The organism is Phenylobacterium sp. (assembly GCF_036264965.1).
Taxonomy (GTDB): Bacteria; Pseudomonadota; Alphaproteobacteria; order Caulobacterales; family Caulobacteraceae; genus Phenylobacterium.
Genome location: NZ_DATAPY010000124.1, coordinates 26160 through 41418, shown reverse-complemented (window position 1 = coordinate 41418; position 15259 = coordinate 26160). Strand labels below are relative to the sequence as shown.

Sequence of the window (15259 nt, the reverse complement as noted above, 5' to 3'; positions counted from 1 at the left end):
CGCCATGTCGGGACGCCGCCTGAAGGACCCTCCAGTGGCGCCGGCTTTGGACCGCCCGACGCCCGGGGTCGGCCGAAGCGGACCTCCTCCTGACGCGACACTTTTCGATCTCAATCTGCTCCGCGTCCTGGACGTGCTCTTGGAGGAACGCAGCGTCACCCGGGCCGGCGCGCGGCTGGACTTGACGCAATCGGCGGTGAGCCATGCGCTCGGCCGCCTACGCCACGTCTTAAGCGACGACCTGTTCCAGCGCACCGCCCAGGGCCTGCAGCCGACGCCCAGGGCGATGGAGATCGCGCCGGTGCTGCATGCCGCGCTCGGCAGACTGCAGGGCGCGCTGCATCCGACCGAATTCGATCCGGCGACCAGCGACCGACGCTTCCGGGTGGTCGCGGACGCCAGCGCCTGCGCGCTGCTGATCCCGGCCTTGGTGGCGCGCCTGCGGGCGCGAGCGCCGAACATGCGATTGCACGTCTCTGAGAGCTCCCCGGATCTCGCGCAACAGCTGGATGCTGGAAAGGTCGACTTCGTGCTCGGCGCCGTCGCAGCATCGCCCGAGCGGTTCGCGCGCGAGCGATTGCGGCGCGAAGCGTTGGCCTGGATCGTGCGCGCGGACCATCCTCTCGCCCAGGGACCGCCGACGCTCGAAGCCATCATGGCCGCGCCGCACGTGGCGGTCGCCTCGCCACGCGCCGCCACCGGATCATCCGCCGTCACGCTGCTATCGAGCTGGGAGGACACCGGCGCGCTGGACGCGGACCTGGCCAGGCTAGGGCTCCGGCGGCGGGTCTGCGTGATGACTCCCGACTTCTGTTCAGCGCGGGCCATTGTCCTGAGTTCGGACATGGTTGGCCTGGCGCCGTGCCGCCTGGCGCTAGCCTGGGGCCAGAGGGACGGCCTGCGGGTGATGCAGACCCAACCCGGTCTCTGGGCGGATGTGAGCCTGCTCTACGGCAAGGATCGGCTCGCCGAGCCGCCGGTCGGCTGGCTGCGCGGTCTTCTGATGACGCTATGACCCGGCGCGCCCCCGAAATTGCATTCTTTGCCCCCAGCAAAGACCCCATTCAAAATGTTTGCCATTATCAATAGGCCGACATTTTTGCAGGATGGGGATGAGACAGACCGTCCCCCTTCGCCCGGCTTCAGGCCGGCAATGACCAACAGGGCCCAGCGAGGGACGGCCATATTGAGAGGAGCGTCCCATGTCCCAAGCGTTCAAGACGCCAGCCGAGGCGAAGGCTTGGACCTGGTGGTCCGCGGCCGGCGACGGTGAGATGCCGTTTCCTGACCCCAACGCGGCGGAGTCCGACGAGTCCGACACTGGACCAAATCGTGTCCGGGTCAGTGTGGCGGTGGTGGTCGAGGTCTTCCTTCGCGACGGCTCGCTGGACGGCCGCTACCTTTCCGCGGCGCGCCGTTGGTGGCCCCAATGAGCTGGGTGGCCTCAGCGTCGCCCGCGCGGAAGCCGCACGGCCTTCACGGACTGCGGAGCGGGTTGCTGTTGCTCGCGCTTCTGCCGTCGTCGGCGCCGGCGTTTGCGGGTCAGCCGGCCATCGCGCCCGGCTATTGGGAAACCCGGACGGACTGGATGGGACAGAAAGGCGCGCCGGATCGGCTGTGCATCAAGCCGCAGGACGTCGCCAGATTCCTTTCCGGACCCAGCAACCACATCTATCGCTGCACCTATCCGGTCAGCACGGCGGCAAGCGGCGCCATCAACTTTGAAGGCACCTGTGCCGACAAGAAGGGGCAGAAGATCAAGCTGCGCGGTAAGGGCGCCTATACAGCCGCCACAGTCCACATGACCGCGACCGGGACGGCCAAGATGCTGGGGATTTCCTTGCCCGGCGGCGCCTCGGTGGACGCGCATCTCATTTCCGCAACCTGTCCGCTGGGCGCCAAGGCGTTCGGCTAGGCCCGTCTCACGATTGGATCGCGATGTGCCGACCAACGACGAAGGTGCGTCAAATGAGGACGTCGAAGGTCTGGCGGGCCCCTATCGGCGCTGTGGGCGCAAACCGGGGTGGACGTTCACTTGCGTCATCACCCGCGATCCCTATTTCAGCCACTGGGCGCCGGCCCTGGACCTTCGGTTCAAGGCCCGCATCCATAAGTTCTTCCGCGAGATCAACTCGGCCGTCCTCTTCCTCGACGCGGCCGAGCGGTGATGCCGCCGCGCGTCCACGGCCTCTCGTCGTCGCGCCGCCTATAAGGAGAACTCGTGCCTGAACTTTCGCCCATTGATCCGCGGAGCGCCGCGCTGCTGGTGATGGACTATCAGGTCGATGCCCTCACCAGGTTCATGACGTCTGCCCAGTCCGCCGATGCGATCGCGCGCGTGCCTGAGCTGATCGCCACGGCGCGGGACGCGCGCATGATGGTGATCCATGTCGTTGTCGCCTTCCGGCCCGGTCACCCCGAGGTCAACCCCCGCGACCCGCTGTTCGGGGCGCTGAAGGCCAACGGAATGTTGGTAGCCGGGAGCGAAGGCGCCGCGATCCATCCGGCCGCAGCGCCGCGAGAGGGGGAACCGATCGTGGTCAAGCACCGCATCAGCCCGTTCGTCGGAACGGACCTGGAGACGCTGCTGCGGGCCAATGGCATCGACACGCTGGTGCTCGCCGGCGTCCACACCAGCGGCGTCGTACTGTCGACCGTTCGCCATGCCGCCGATCTGGACTATCGATTGGCCGTCGCCCGCGATTGCTGCGCCGACCCAGATGCGGAGCTGCATGCGGTGGTGCTCGACACGGTCATCGCGAGGCAGGCGGCCGTCGTCACCACGGCGGAGATCGCCGGCGCCCTGCCTCGCAGGTCTTCATGAACGAACCCGCAGGGAGGCTTGATGTCGGTGCAACCTGAACTGTCGGCGCCTCTCGCCGCCAGGGCGCCGCGACGCCAAACGGAGGCTGAGAGGCTCCGTCTCGACACCGGCGCCGCGCTGTTCGAGTTGGGGGCGCTTGGCGGGCAGTGGAGTTACGACGGCGTGCGGCCGCAGCTCTATTTCGCGTTCGACGCCGGCCGGGCGGTCGCCGCCTTCCAGGACGCACCGGCGCGCGGCGTCTCTTGCGCGCCGGGCTCCTTCGTTCTGCTGCTGCCCGGGATGCGCGCGCGTGTCCGGCATGACGCGCCGATCGAGATGCTCTCCCTCACCTTCCCCCGCGACGCCCTGGCCGGGCGCGGTGACCCTCGCGCCTATATCGCCGCGCTCATCGGTGATTTGCCCAGGACGACGGTCGATCCGGGCGTGCGCGCCCTGGCTATCGAGGCCCGGCGCGCGCTTGTCCAGGAATCGTCGCTCGACCTCCGCTACCTGGCCGCGCTCGGCACGGCGATGCTGGAGCGCGCCCTGCAGGTCATTGGCCGGGGCGCGCCGACGCACGGCCGCGCGGCGATGTCCCCGTTCAAACTGCACCGGGTGATGGACCACATCGAATCCAAGCTCGACAGCAAGATCACTGTGCAGGAACTGGCCGCGCTGGCTGGCCTCAGCACCGCCCACTTCGCCCGCGCCTTCCGCCAGGCCACCGGTGAGGCGCCGCACCATTTCATCCTGACGCGGCGGATCGCGCGGGTCCGAGAGCTGCTGCGTGATCCCACGCTCAGCCTGGCGACCGTGTCGTTCCGCGCGGGATTCTCCAGTCACGCCCATATGACCAGCGCCTTTCGGCGCCTGACGGGCCTGGCGCCGGCCGCCTATCGCAGCGCCGTGGCCCAGCGGCTCGCGAGCTAGTCGAACTGCCGGGCCGGCCGGCGGTCTTTATGCGCATCTTCAACCCATCGCGAATGATGCTGCGGGTCCTGAGACTTGCGGGCCGCCGAGACGTAGCGCCCCGCCAGCGAGCCGTCGCGGAGAAAGACCTCAATCACGACCACGAAACTCACCTCGGCGATCCGCGCTCCAAGATCGCGGGCGGCGGCTTCGGCCATGCTGCCGCTGGCAAAGAACATCTCGTTGTCAAACGGCGTGGACTTCACGCTCCAGCCATTTCCGCTGGGCGTCACGGTGATGGCTTGGTCCATTCGTATCTCCCTTCAACCCGGCGTCTGAGCGCCGTTGACGACTGCCGTCCAAAATCCGCCGAGCCCTCAGCCGCCGGCGCGGGTCAATTCCGAGAGGCGGGGGTAGCGGATCCGATCGATGCTCATCGGCCCGCACCAATCAAATCGCGCCTCCCCCGGCGCGGCCGCCAAGCCGTCCTTCATCAGGGTCTCGCCCAGGTCGACGCCGTTGACGGCGACCCGGGAGAAGATGCGGCTGTCTTCGTCCGTCCCGCCGGTCGGCGTGACGGTCACCTCGCGAGCCCCGGCGACAAGGCCTTGAACGGTTTCGCGCACCTGCCGCGCCGCAAGGCCTTCGGCCCAGCAGTGCGCCTGCGGCGCGAGCTGCGGCGCGTTGGCGTTGGACAGCCGGACGGGGCGCCCGTCGACGACCAGTGCGTCGGCTTCCACGACTGTGACCTGTGGCGATCGCGTCGCTTGGACGTCTGTGAAAAGTGACGCACCGCGGGAGCACGCGGCAAGCGGCATCATCGCGAGCAGGCTCAGGACGGAGATGGGCTTGATCGTCATGATATCGAGCATCTGATTGCGGTGGCTTTGATCGCGGTTCGGGGCAGGGGTCCCGACGCCCCGCCCCGGCCTGGGCCGGCCGTGGGGGCAGCGGGGCGTCGGGCGACCTCTGGGGCTGGGGGAAGCCTAGAGGCCGAGCTTGTAGCGGAGGCCGACGGTCACGGCCTGGGCGCCGCAATCACCGTCGATCCGGGGTCGTCGCCGCGGATGGGGTGCACATCTTCATTTCACAACTCCTGGCCCATCCATGGGTCTTGCTCCGGACAGATAGGTCGCCGCAGCGGCGTGCGCTTTCGCAAGATGCGCGGCGTTTTCAGAAACCTGCGTGAATCCAAGGCTAGTCCGAAGCCTCGACCGCCCGACCGCAGCGCATCGCCGCCCGCGACGGCATGGCCTGAGGGCGCCGGGCCCTTCTGGAGATCCGCCGTTAGCCGGTCGTCTGGGCGATGTGGATGAAGGCCATCACAGTCGCTGTCGCCACCGCTGCGAATGCGAGCAGCACGGGCAGCAGTTCGCCGAGGCGGTGGGCTTTTCGCAGGCCTTTAGGCGTGTCCATGGCATAACGACTCCTTTGGAGCCTTAACCCGCGGCGGCGGCGACTTGTTCTGGACCACGCGAGGCCATGATACGGGAGCAACTGAGATTTCGTCGCCCCACGAGGACCCCCATGCGCAACGCCCGGCCCACGCTCGCCCTAGCGGCGCTCACCGCGATCGGCGTCCTGGCGCTGGCAAGCGCGGCTCCAGGCCAGCCGGCCCCCGCCGCCCAACCGCCGCCCGCGGACAAGCCGGCGATCGATCCGGGCCTCGCGCTGATGCAGGTCAAGTGCGTCACCTGCCATGACGCGGGCTTCATCACCCAGGTGCGGCGGCCCAAGGCCGACTGGCGCGACCTGATCAACCAGATGATCCAACGCGGCGCCGAGGTGTCTGACGCCGAGGCCGACCAGATCCAGGCCTATCTGGAGAACAATTTCTCGACCCCGCCGCCGAGCCCTTAGGGCCCAGGCCGCGGGGCCGGAAGGCGTCAGATGACGTGATTGACGTGCTGGCCCAGCGCCACGCTGTTACCCTGGGTCGGCTGGCCGCCGTTCTGCGACGACCCGTCCTGCGAGGCGTCCTTGCGGGTCTTGTCCGTCGGCTTGGCCAGGCCGCCGCTCAGCACCACCGCAGGGCCGCGCGAGGTGGTCGCCTCGTTGGCCGGCTTGTGATCCGACTGCGCCTTCGGCGGCTTCGGCGGCGCAGCCTGTTGCACCGCCTGGATCGGCGGCGGCGTGGTCACGCTGTTCAGCTGGAAATCGGACATGTGGGGGAACGCCTCTTCATGAAACTCGGCCGCCACATACACAGCTCAGCTTTAACCTCTCGTTCAGGAATAGGATGAAGTTCCGTTGACTCTGTCGCCCGCGCACCGCGCCCGCTAAGCTCGCCCCATGTTCGCGGGCTGGGATGAGTTCTACCTGTTGATCGGCGGCGCGGCCGGCGGGCTGATCGGCCTGCTGTTCATCGTCATCACCCTGATCCGCGGCGGCGAAACCGGACTGAAGCTGCGCGGCGCGAGCGTGTTCATGACGCCCACCGTCGCCCATCTGGCCATGGTGCTCGTGCTGAGCGCGCTGGCGACCGCGCCCAGGCTCTCCGCACCCGTGACCGGCGCTCTCTTCCTCGCCGGCGCCGCGGCCTGCCTGACATTCACCGGACGGGCCCTGTTCATGCTGGTCGGTGGGTCCGTCAAGGCGACCCACTGGTCCGACCTCTGGGGCTACGGGGTCGCCCCGTTCCTGGCCACCCTGGCGCTGGCGGTCTCCGCTGCGGCGGCATGGATCGCGCCCGATTGGGCCGCGCGCGGGATCGCCGCCAGCGTGGTCGCCATGCTGCTGATCGCGATCCGCAACGCCTGGGACCTGGTCACCTGGATCAGCGCCAAGGGCGGCGTCCTGGACCGCGAGGAAGGCTGACGGTTCCGACCGTTCGCCGCGCCTGTCCGTTTGTTAATCTGGCGCGGCTTGCTCCGGCGCCCGGTGCGACCCTACGGTCCGGACGAGCAAAACCCTCCCTTCATCTCCAGACGGATCCCCCATGAACCTCGACCGACGCCACCTGCTCGCCACCGGCGCCGCCGCAGGCCTGATCGCCGCGAGCAGGAGCAAGACCGCCGGCCATGCCGCCGCCCACGAAACCGCCTCGGGCGACGCGGCGATCAACCGCTACTTCGACACGGTCTCCGAGCAGTATCTGGCCGCCTCGCCGGAGACCGCCACCAGCCTCGGCCTCGACACCGGCAAGCGCGCGGCGCTGAAGTCGCAACTCAGCGACGCCTCCATGGCCCACATCACCCACGACCGCGCGTGGTGCCGCGCGAGCCTGGCGAAGCTTGCGACCTTCCCCGACGCGGCGCTCTCCCCCGCCGCGCGGCTGAACAAGGCGGTGGTAAAATACGCCTTCGAGCTGGGCCGCGAGGCCGCACCCTTCGGTTATGGCGAGAACACCCTGTTCTCGGCGCTGGGCGAGAGCGCCGGCCCTTACGTGGTCAGCCAGCAGTCGGGCGCCTATTCCGGCATTCCGGAATTTCTCGACAGCCAGCACCAGGTGAAGACCAAGGCCGACGCCGAGGCCTACCTCGCCCGCGTCCACGCCATGGCCCGCGCCCTGACCCAGGAGACCGAGCGGGTCCGCAAGGACGCCGGCGCGGGCGTGATCGCGCCCGACTTCATCCTCTCCAACGCCATTGGCCAGCAGGAGGGCTTGCTGGCCATCCCGGCGGCCCAGGCCCGCCTGGCCACGGCATTGGGGCGCAAGGTCAGGGAGGCTGCGCTCAGCGGCGACTACGAGGCCCGTTGCGTCGCCGTCGTCGAGAAGGAGGTCTACCCCGCGCTCTCGGCCCAGCTCGCCACGCTGAAAGGCCTGCAGCCCAAGTCCGGCCACGACGCCGGCGTCTGGCGTCTGCCCAACGGCGAGGCCTACTACCGCTGGCTGTTGAAGCAGGGCACCACGACCAACCTGACGCCCGACGAAGTCCACAACATGGGCCTGGAGCAGAACAAGGCCATCGAGGCCAGGATGGACGGCCTGCTGCGCGCCCAGGGCCTGACCCAGGGCTCGGTTGGCGAGCGGATGACCGCGCTCGGCAAGGACCCCAAGTACCTGTTCCCCAATACCGACGCGGGCCGCGAGCAGCTGATCGCCTATCTGAACGGCCTGATCGCCGCAGTGCGGCCGAAGCTCTCCAAGGCCTTCGCCCTGAAGCTCAAGGCGCCGGTGAACGTAAAACGCGTGCCGATCGACATCCAGGACGGCGCCGGCCAGGGCTACATGAACTCCGGCTCCATCGACGGCTCGCGGCCCTCGACCTACTACATCAACCTGAAATCGACCGAGAACTGGCCGAAGTTCAGCCTGCCCTCGCTGACCTATCACGAGACCATTCCCGGCCATGCCTGGCAGGGCGCCTATCTCACCGAGACCGGCAAGCTGCCGCTGGTGCGGATCCTGATCTCGGGCTTCAACGCCTATGTCGAAGGCTACGCGCTCTACGCCGAACAGCTCGGCGACGAGATCGGCATGTACGACGACGATTGGGCCGGCCGCCTGGGCTACCTGCAGGCGCAGAAGTTCCGCGCCGTGCGCCTGGTGGTCGACACCGGCCTGCACGCCAAGCGCTGGAGCCGCGAGCAAGCGGTGCAATGGGCCATGGACAACTCCGGCCGCACGCGGGCCTCGATGACCAGCGAGATCGACCGCTATTGCGGCACCCCCGGCCAGGCCTGCGGCTACAAGGTGGGCCACACCGAAATCAACCGCCTGCGCGACCGCGCCAAGGTCGGCCTCGGCGCCAAATATGACCTGCGCACCTTCGACGACCTCTTGGTCAAGACCGGCGCCGTGCCACTCACCGTGCTGGGCGAAGTGGTCGACGGCTACGTGAAGTCCGGCGGGGTGGTGAGCCTTTGAGCGGCGTCTCCGACCCCACCATCCGGCCGGTCGCACGAGAGGACTACGAGGCCTGGCGGCCGCTTTGGGACGGCTACAACACCTTCTACGGCCGCGCCGGCCCGACCGCCCTGCCTGACGAAGTGACCCATATCACCTGGGGCCGCTTCTTCGATCCGGCCGAGCCGGTCCACGCCTTCGTCGCAGAGCGGGACGGCCAGCTGATCGGCCTCGTCCACTACCTCTTCAACCGCTCCACCACCGCCGCCGCGCTCACCTGCTACCTGCAGGACCTGTTCACCTCGGCCGAGGCCCGCGGCGGCGGCGTGGGCCGCGCCCTGATCGAGGCGGTCTATGACGCGGCGCGCGCGGCCGGCTCGACCCGCGTCTACTGGCAGACCCACGAGACGAACCACACGGCCATGCGCCTCTACGACCGGGTGGCCGACAAGTCCGGCTTCCTGGTCTATCGCAAGGACGTCTGAGGCGGCCTGAAGCGTGGTGATTTGGCCTTGCAATGCTCCGGTCGCGGATCACTCTCCGCAGTTGCATTCGCGCTCGAATTCCCGGCTGGAGACCTCCGCCATCTTGCTCGGACCAATCCCTGCGACGTTGCGCCCACGCCGAACAGCGTTGCCGTACGCGCGCTTGGGTTTATGTCAGTGAGATGAGGAAACTGGAGCCCCTTTCCACCTACGAGCCCGATCGCGAGCCGCGCAGCCAGTTCGCGGCCCTGCCTTGGCGGCTCAACGTCGCCGGCAAGGTGGAGGTGCTGTTGATCACCAGCCGCGAGACCCATCGCTGGGTGATCCCCAAGGGCTGGCCGATCAAAGGCAAGTCATCGGCGAAATCGGCGGCCCAGGAAGCCTTCGAAGAGGCTGGCGTGCAGGGCAAGATTTCCAAGCGTCCGGTCGGCTCCTACGCCTATGACAAGCGCCTGAAGAGCGGCCGCCTGCAGCGTGTGCGCGTTGCCGTCTACGCCCTCTACGTCGAGACCGAAGCTGACGCCTATCTGGAGCTGGGCCAGCGCGAGAAGCTCTGGCTCTCGCTGTCGGAGGCGGCCCGTCGCGTCGACGAGCCGGAGCTGATGGTCCTTTTGGCCACCTTCCAGCCCTGAGCATGGCGGGCACACCATCCACAGCCTGTGGATGAAAAAACACGGTTAAGCAGAATTAACCGAGAATGTCAGTCTTACCGAAACCTTCGCGGGGCACCCTTCACGCCTGAATAGGGCGGTATTTCCGTGTCGCAGACCTATCCCAAGTTCGATCGTTCGCTCGTCATCCTGCATGTGGACGACGACCCGATGAACCTGCGCGTCGTCGAGGAGATCCTCGGCGCGTTCAATCACACCGCCGTCAAGACCACCTCCGGCGCCGAGGCGCTGCAGTTGCTCGCCGACCAGACCTTCGACGTGGTGCTGATGGACATCCACATGCCGGGCTTGAGCGGCATCGAGGCGGTGGCCAAGCTGCGCGAGAGCCCGGGGCCGCAGCGCAACACGCCCGTGATCGCCCTCACTGCCGACGTCTTCACCCGCCGGCCGGAAGAATATCGCGCCCTGGGCTTCAACGATTTCGTTTCCAAGCCGATCCTGGTCTCGGGCCTGCTCGACGCCATCAAGCGCGCCGCCGAGCCGCCCAAGAGCAAGCTCTCCGCCGCCAACGCGGCCTAGGCGTGAGCGGCCTCCCCCGTTAGGCTCGCCTGCCGGCCGCCAAAGAGCCGGGACGGGAGACGCCCATGCCCACGCTCGATCGCGACGGGGTCAACATCCACTACGACATTGCCGGCTCCGGCCCGGCGCTGATCCTGACCCACGGCTATTCCTCGACCGGCCAGATGTGGGACGGCCAGATCGCGCCGCTCGCCGAGCATTTCACCGTCATCACCTGGGACATGCGCGGCCACGGCGCCTCCGACTATCCGGCCGACCCGGCCCAGTACTCGGAAGAGGCCACCGTCGCCGACATGGCCGCCCTGCTGGACGCGGCGGGCGCCAAGGACGCGATCGTCGGCGGCCTGTCGCTCGGCGGCTACATGAGCCTGGCTTTCCACCGTGCGCACCCGGACCGCACCCGGGCGCTGCTGATCATCGACACCGGCCCCGGCTACAAGAACGACCAGGCCCGCGACGGTTGGAACGCCAATGCGCTGAAGCGCGCCGAACGCTATGAGGCCGAGGGCCTGCCCGACCTCTCCCGCGCCAGCGCCGAGGTGCGGCTCGCCCGCCACCGCGACGCCATCGGCCTCGCCCACGCCGCGCGCGGCATGCTCACCCAGCGTGACGCCCGCGTCATCGAGAGCCTGCCCGGGATCAAGGTCCCCGCCGTCGTCATCGTCGGCGCCAACGACGCGCCCTTCCTTGCGGCTTCGGACTATATGGCCGCCAAGATTCCCGGCGCGAAGAAGGTGGTGATTCCCGACGCCGGCCACAGCGCCAACATCGACCAGCCCGCCGCTTTCAACGCCGCCCTGGTGGGATTCCTGAGCGATGCGGGCCTGACCTAGGGCCGACATAATACCGCCGACCTTGGCGCCCTGGCGCGAAATGCGGCACAGGTGCAGCCGTGGCCGATAAGCCTGCCCCTTCGCCGACCGACGACCCGCTGCTGGCCGTCTACCTGGAGCGCCGCGCCAACCTGGTGCGCTTCCTGGCCGCGCGCGCGGGGTCGCTGGCCGCAGCCGAGGACCTGGCGCAGGAACTCTATCTTCGCCTGGCGGCGCGCGATCGGGACGAACCGGTCGCCAACCCGGTCGCCCTGCTCTACCGGATGGCCTTCAACCTGATGCTCGACCGGGCCCGCGGCGAGGCGCGCTCGGCCGCCCGCGACACCGCCTGGCGCCAGGTTGCTCGCACCGAGGTCGGCGGCGTCGAAATCGCCGACGAGCCGCCCGCCGACGAGGCCGCCGCCTCCGCCCAGCGCCTGCGCCTGTTGATCGCCGCCGTGGGCGATCTGCCGCCCCAGGCTGGCCGCGCCTTCCGCCTGCACAAGCTCCAAGGTCTCAGCCATGCGGAGACCGCCCAGGCCATGCGCCTGTCGGTGAAGGCCGTGGAGAAGCACGTCAGCGCGGCCCTGAAGGCGCTTACCGCCAAGCTCGCGCCGAGGTTCGACGCATGAACAACCAGGAAGTGTGTAAACTCTTGGCGCCCGTGACAGGGGGGCAGGCCGCCTCGGCGCCGTCTATCACCATAACGGGCGCATTATGGCGCTGGGTGGGATTTCGTTCATGAACGAGGCCTGGAGCAAGGGAGACGACGCCCGGCGCGCGCAAGCGGCCGAGTGGCTTGTGCGCCTGCAGGCTGACGACGCGACCGACGTGGTGGCCTGCGACTTCGACGCCTGGCTCAGCGCCCATCCGGCCAACGCCGCAGCCTATGACGCGACGCTGGCCGTGACCCTCGAACTGCAGACCGCCGCGGACAGGATTGTCGACGGCCTGGACGCCGCGCCGCGCCGCCGCCGCCCGGCTTCGCGTGGCTGGCTGCTCGCCGGTGGCGTCGCGGCCGCAGCGACCCTCGCGCTCGCCGTCATGCCCTACGGCATGCTCGCGCCGGCCGTCGCCCAGACCTACGCCACCGCCAAGGGCGAGCACCGCACGGTCAAGCTGGCCGACGGCTCGACCATCGAACTGAACGCCGGCTCCAGCCTCAGCGTCACGCTCGGCCGCCACGAGCGCCATGTGGTCATGCCCCAGGGCGAGGCTGTGTTCGACGTCGCCGCCGACAAGGCGCGGCCCTTCCTGATCGACGTCGGCGACCGCACGGTCCGCGTCGTCGGCACCCGTTTCGACGTCCGCCACCGCGGCGCGGAGCTTTCCGTCGCCGTCGAGCGCGGCGTGGTCGAGGTCCGTCCGGGCCACGACCTGGCCGGCCGCGTCTGGCGGCTGCATCCCGGCCAGAAGCTGGACACGATCGAAGGCGTGACCGCCGTGGCGCTGACCACCGTCGATCCGCAGCAGGTCGAAAGCTGGCGCGTCGGCCGCCTGATCTACCGCGACCAGCCACTGGGCGACGTGGTCGCCGATCTGAACCAGCAGTTCGCCAAGCCGATCACGCTTGAGGACCCGGCGCTGGCCGCGGTCCGCGTCTCCGGCGTCCTCGTCCTCGACGATCAGGCTGCGGTTATTCGCCGCCTGGCCTTGCTCGCCCCCATCAAGGCGCTACCCTTGGGGCAAGGCGTTCTGCTTCGCAGCGATCCGGCCGTGAAGCCATGAGGGGGACAACGGGCCATATCCAGGCCGGCGGCCTTTTTGCGCGCGTCCCTTACGGGGCTGTGCCTCCTCACGCTCGCCACCCGGGCTGAGGCCGCTGAAGCGCGTCGGCGCTTCGCCATACCCTCGAAGTCCTACGCCGAGGCCCTGATCGATCTGGCCGTGCAGGCCAATGTCTCGCTGCTGGGCGCCTCGGCCTGCGGAACCGGCGGCCCCACGGCGCTGGCCGGCCGCCACACCCTGAGCGACGCCCTGGCCCGCGTGCTCAGCGGCGCGCCCTGCACCTGGCGGATCGTCGACGCCCAGACGGTGCGCATCATCCCGATCGGCCCCGCGCCGGTCCGCGCCGAGGGCCCCACCGCCCCGGCGGTCGCCGAGCTGCTGGTCACCGCGCGCAAACGGCCCGAGCGGCTGGACTCCCTGCCCGCCGGCGTCAGCGTCGTGTCCGGCGAGCAGCTCGTCGTCAGCAACGCCTATGACGCGCGCGAGACGGCCGGCCAGTTGGTCGGCGTGCTGACCACCAACCTCGGCCCTGGCCGCGACAAGCTCCTGATGCGAGGCCTCTCCGACGGCGCCTTCACTGGCCGCGCGCGCTCGACCGTCTCGACCTATCTGGACGACGCCCCGATCAACTACAACGCCCCCGATCCGGACCTGCGCCTGGTCGATGTGGAGCAGGTGGAGACGGTGCGCGGACCGCAGGGCGCGCTCTATGGCTCCGGCGCCCTCGCCGGCGTCTACCGCATCGTCACCAACAAGCCCGACCCCGGCGGCTATGCCGCCGGCGGGGCCGCCATGGCCGGCTCCACGACGGGCGGAGCGCCCAGCTACGAGGGCGAGGTCTACGCCAACGCACCACTGGCCGATGGCCGCGCGGCGGCGCGGCTGGTGGCCTACTACGACGACCAGGGCGGCTATCTGGACAACGTCTCCCTGCGCCTTTCCAACGTCGACTCCACCGTTCGCACGGGCGGGCGCCTAGCCCTGCGCCTGGAACTCAGCGACAGCTGGACGGCCGACCTGACCGCGGTTGGCCAGCATCTCAACTCGCGCGACACCCAGTACACCACCCTCGCCGCGCGCGATCAGCGCGCCAACCAGGTGCGCGAGGCCTCCGTCAACGACTTCGCGCAAGGCGCCCTCACCCTGCACGGCGAGCTCGCCGGCGCCGATCTCGCGGCCACCACGTCCTATCTCCAGCACGCCTATTCCAGCCTCTACGATGCGACCCAGGTGGCCACCCAGTTCGTCAGCGGCGCGACCCTGGGCGTCTATTCCGAAGCCGCGCGCATCCGCCGCGTGGTGCAGGACGTGGTGCTGACCTCCGCGGGCTCCAGCGACGTCAGCTGGCTGGTCGGCGTTTATGGCTCGTCATCGCTGGAGCGGACCCCCTCGGCCCTGGACATCGTCGCCACGGGCGGCGCCATACCCTTCGCCACGGCCGTCAGCCAGGGCCGCCTCACCCGCGTCTACGACGAGGAGCGCCGCGACCAGCTTCAGGAGCTCGCCGCCTACGGCGAAACGACATGGCGCTTCGCCCCGGGCTGGACGTTCGCGGCCGGAGCACGCGCCTTCCGCAGCCACCTGGATGTCAAGGCCAACATCGCCGGCGCCCCGCCCACCCTGCCGCGCGCTATCGACGAAACCTCGTCCTCTTCCGGCGTGTCGCCCAAGCTTTCGCTGCAGTACGAATTCATGGACGAGGCGCTGATCTACGGCCTCTATTCCGAGGGCTTCCGGCCCGGCGGCGTCAACACCACCAATTTCGTGGGCATCAAGCCGGCCCGCACCACCTTCGAGCCGGACCGGCTGCAGAACTTCGAACTGGGCGCAAAGGGCCGGTTCCTGGATCAGCGCCTCGTCGTCCGCGCCGCCGCCTTCTACGATGTCTGGTCCAACATCCAGTCAGATCAGTACCGCCCCGCGCCGACGGGTCTGGCCTACACCGCCAACGTGGGCGACGCCCATATCCGCGGCCTGGAGGCCGAGGCGGCGTACGACTGGGGCTTCGGCCTGAGCGTGCAGGCCAACGCGCTCTATTCGGCGCCCAAGTTCACCAGCGTCAACCCCGACTTCGCCAACACACTCGGTTCGGGCCTGCCGGGCGCGCCGCGGTGGTCTGGCGGCCTCCTCGCCCGCTATGACCACGCCCTGCCGCGCGACCTCACCCTGCGGCTGCTCGCCCGGGCCAGCTACGTCGGCCCCGCGCGCCTGACCTTCGACCCGACGCTGTCGGCCCGCACCGACCCGGTCATCGATTCCGAGCTCCTGGCCGAATTGGTGCGGCGGCGCGTCAGCGGCGGGGTGTTCATCAGCAACCCCACCGACGCCTCGGGCAACACCTTCGCCTATGGCAACCCCTTCACCTTCGGACAGGTCCGACAGGTCACGCCCCAGCGCCCGCGCACCTTCGGCGTCCGCGTCGCGGCGGCGTTCTGAAGCCGTCCGCAGGCCGCTCCGCGCGCCCCGATGTGGCGGCCTGTCGCAGGCGACAGAATCCCGGGTTCGGCGAGCGGGGGGCAAGCTTAAGCAGCGGCGTCTTTACC

Annotated in this window: 20 protein-coding genes; 16 read left to right on the top strand and 4 right to left on the bottom strand. The window is 69.1% G+C overall.

Going from position 1 to position 15259, the window contains the following annotated elements; genetic code table 11:
- The first annotated feature begins 4 nt into the window (after positions 1-4).
- The 6 genes from VHS75_RS16510 to VHS75_RS16485 all read left to right on the top strand — a co-directional run bounded on the left by VHS75_RS16510 (position 5) and on the right by VHS75_RS16485 (position 3733).
- Positions 5-1015 carry a LysR family transcriptional regulator gene (locus VHS75_RS16510; RefSeq protein ID WP_329639709.1) on the top strand — a complete coding sequence of 337 codons (1011 nt, stop codon included), beginning with the start codon at positions 5-7 and terminating at the stop codon, positions 1013-1015.
- A 187-nt stretch (positions 1016-1202) separates the two neighbouring features.
- A complete protein-coding gene (locus VHS75_RS16505; RefSeq protein WP_329639708.1) occupies positions 1203-1433 on the top strand; it encodes a hypothetical protein in 231 nt (76 codons plus the stop codon).
- Between the two features lie 68 nt (positions 1434-1501).
- Positions 1502-1915, top strand: coding sequence for a DUF3617 domain-containing protein (locus tag VHS75_RS16500; RefSeq protein ID WP_329639707.1), 414 nt, complete (start codon positions 1502-1504; stop codon positions 1913-1915).
- A gap of 25 nt (positions 1916-1940) precedes the next feature.
- Complete coding sequence (locus VHS75_RS16495) at positions 1941-2168, top strand: hypothetical protein (protein ID WP_329639706.1); 228 nt, start codon at positions 1941-1943, stop codon at positions 2166-2168.
- A gap of 53 nt (positions 2169-2221) precedes the next feature.
- Complete coding sequence (locus VHS75_RS16490; RefSeq protein ID WP_329639705.1) at positions 2222-2824, top strand: isochorismatase family cysteine hydrolase; 603 nt, start codon at positions 2222-2224, stop codon at positions 2822-2824.
- A gap of 162 nt (positions 2825-2986) precedes the next feature.
- Positions 2987-3733 carry an AraC family transcriptional regulator gene (locus VHS75_RS16485; protein ID WP_329639704.1) on the top strand — a complete coding sequence of 249 codons (747 nt, stop codon included), beginning with the start codon at positions 2987-2989 and terminating at the stop codon, positions 3731-3733.
- On the opposite strand, the gene VHS75_RS16480 is transcribed toward VHS75_RS16485, so the two are convergent.
- The 3 genes from VHS75_RS16480 to VHS75_RS16470 form a co-directional block, all read right to left on the bottom strand.
- Positions 3730-4023, bottom strand: coding sequence for a hypothetical protein (locus VHS75_RS16480; protein ID WP_329639703.1), 294 nt, complete (start codon positions 4021-4023; stop codon positions 3730-3732). The two genes, VHS75_RS16485 and VHS75_RS16480, sit on opposite strands and share 4 nt — an antisense overlap.
- Positions 4024-4089: 66 nt before the next feature.
- Positions 4090-4572 carry a nuclease gene (locus VHS75_RS16475; protein ID WP_329639702.1) on the bottom strand — a complete coding sequence of 161 codons (483 nt, stop codon included), beginning with the start codon at positions 4570-4572 and terminating at the stop codon, positions 4090-4092.
- Positions 4573-4999: 427 nt separating this feature from the next.
- Complete coding sequence (locus tag VHS75_RS16470) at positions 5000-5128, bottom strand: hypothetical protein (protein WP_329639701.1); 129 nt, start codon at positions 5126-5128, stop codon at positions 5000-5002.
- A gap of 111 nt (positions 5129-5239) precedes the next feature.
- On the opposite strand from VHS75_RS16470, the gene VHS75_RS16465 reads away from it, so the two are divergent.
- Positions 5240-5572 carry a cytochrome c gene (locus tag VHS75_RS16465; protein WP_329639700.1) on the top strand — a complete coding sequence of 111 codons (333 nt, stop codon included), beginning with the start codon at positions 5240-5242 and terminating at the stop codon, positions 5570-5572.
- 26 nt (positions 5573-5598) lie between these two features.
- On the opposite strand, the gene VHS75_RS16460 is transcribed toward VHS75_RS16465, so the two are convergent.
- On the bottom strand, positions 5599-5877 hold the full coding sequence (locus VHS75_RS16460; protein ID WP_329639699.1) for a hypothetical protein: 279 nt from the start codon (positions 5875-5877) through the stop codon (positions 5599-5601).
- Positions 5878-6004: 127 nt separating this feature from the next.
- On the opposite strand from VHS75_RS16460, the gene VHS75_RS16455 reads away from it, so the two are divergent.
- From VHS75_RS16455 to VHS75_RS16415, 9 genes are all read left to right on the top strand, one after another.
- Complete coding sequence (locus tag VHS75_RS16455) at positions 6005-6529, top strand: hypothetical protein (RefSeq protein ID WP_329639698.1); 525 nt, start codon at positions 6005-6007, stop codon at positions 6527-6529.
- A 121-nt stretch (positions 6530-6650) separates the two neighbouring features.
- A complete protein-coding gene (locus VHS75_RS16450; protein WP_329639697.1) occupies positions 6651-8522 on the top strand; it encodes a DUF885 domain-containing protein in 1872 nt (623 codons plus the stop codon).
- Complete coding sequence (locus VHS75_RS16445) at positions 8519-8986, top strand: GNAT family N-acetyltransferase (protein WP_329639696.1); 468 nt, start codon at positions 8519-8521, stop codon at positions 8984-8986. The genes VHS75_RS16450 and VHS75_RS16445 overlap by 4 nt, the downstream gene beginning before the upstream one ends.
- Before the next feature lie 182 nt (positions 8987-9168).
- Positions 9169-9618: an NUDIX hydrolase gene (locus VHS75_RS16440; RefSeq protein WP_329639695.1), complete on the top strand. Its 450-nt coding sequence runs from the start codon at positions 9169-9171 to the stop codon at positions 9616-9618.
- 126 nt (positions 9619-9744) lie between these two features.
- Positions 9745-10176, top strand: a complete 432-nt coding sequence (locus VHS75_RS16435) for a response regulator (RefSeq protein ID WP_329639694.1) — start codon at positions 9745-9747, stop codon at positions 10174-10176.
- Positions 10177-10241: 65 nt separating this feature from the next.
- Complete coding sequence (locus VHS75_RS16430; protein ID WP_329639693.1) at positions 10242-11009, top strand: alpha/beta fold hydrolase; 768 nt, start codon at positions 10242-10244, stop codon at positions 11007-11009.
- A 59-nt stretch (positions 11010-11068) separates the two neighbouring features.
- Positions 11069-11620, top strand: a complete 552-nt coding sequence (locus VHS75_RS16425; RefSeq protein WP_329639692.1) for a sigma-70 family RNA polymerase sigma factor — start codon at positions 11069-11071, stop codon at positions 11618-11620.
- Between the two features lie 109 nt (positions 11621-11729).
- Positions 11730-12716 (top strand): FecR family protein, encoded by a 987-nt coding sequence (locus VHS75_RS16420; protein WP_329639691.1) that lies wholly within the window; start codon positions 11730-11732, stop codon positions 12714-12716.
- Between the two features lie 36 nt (positions 12717-12752).
- Positions 12753-15152, top strand: a complete 2400-nt coding sequence (locus tag VHS75_RS16415) for a TonB-dependent receptor (RefSeq protein ID WP_329639690.1) — start codon at positions 12753-12755, stop codon at positions 15150-15152.
- Positions 15153-15259: the final 107 nt, after the last annotated feature.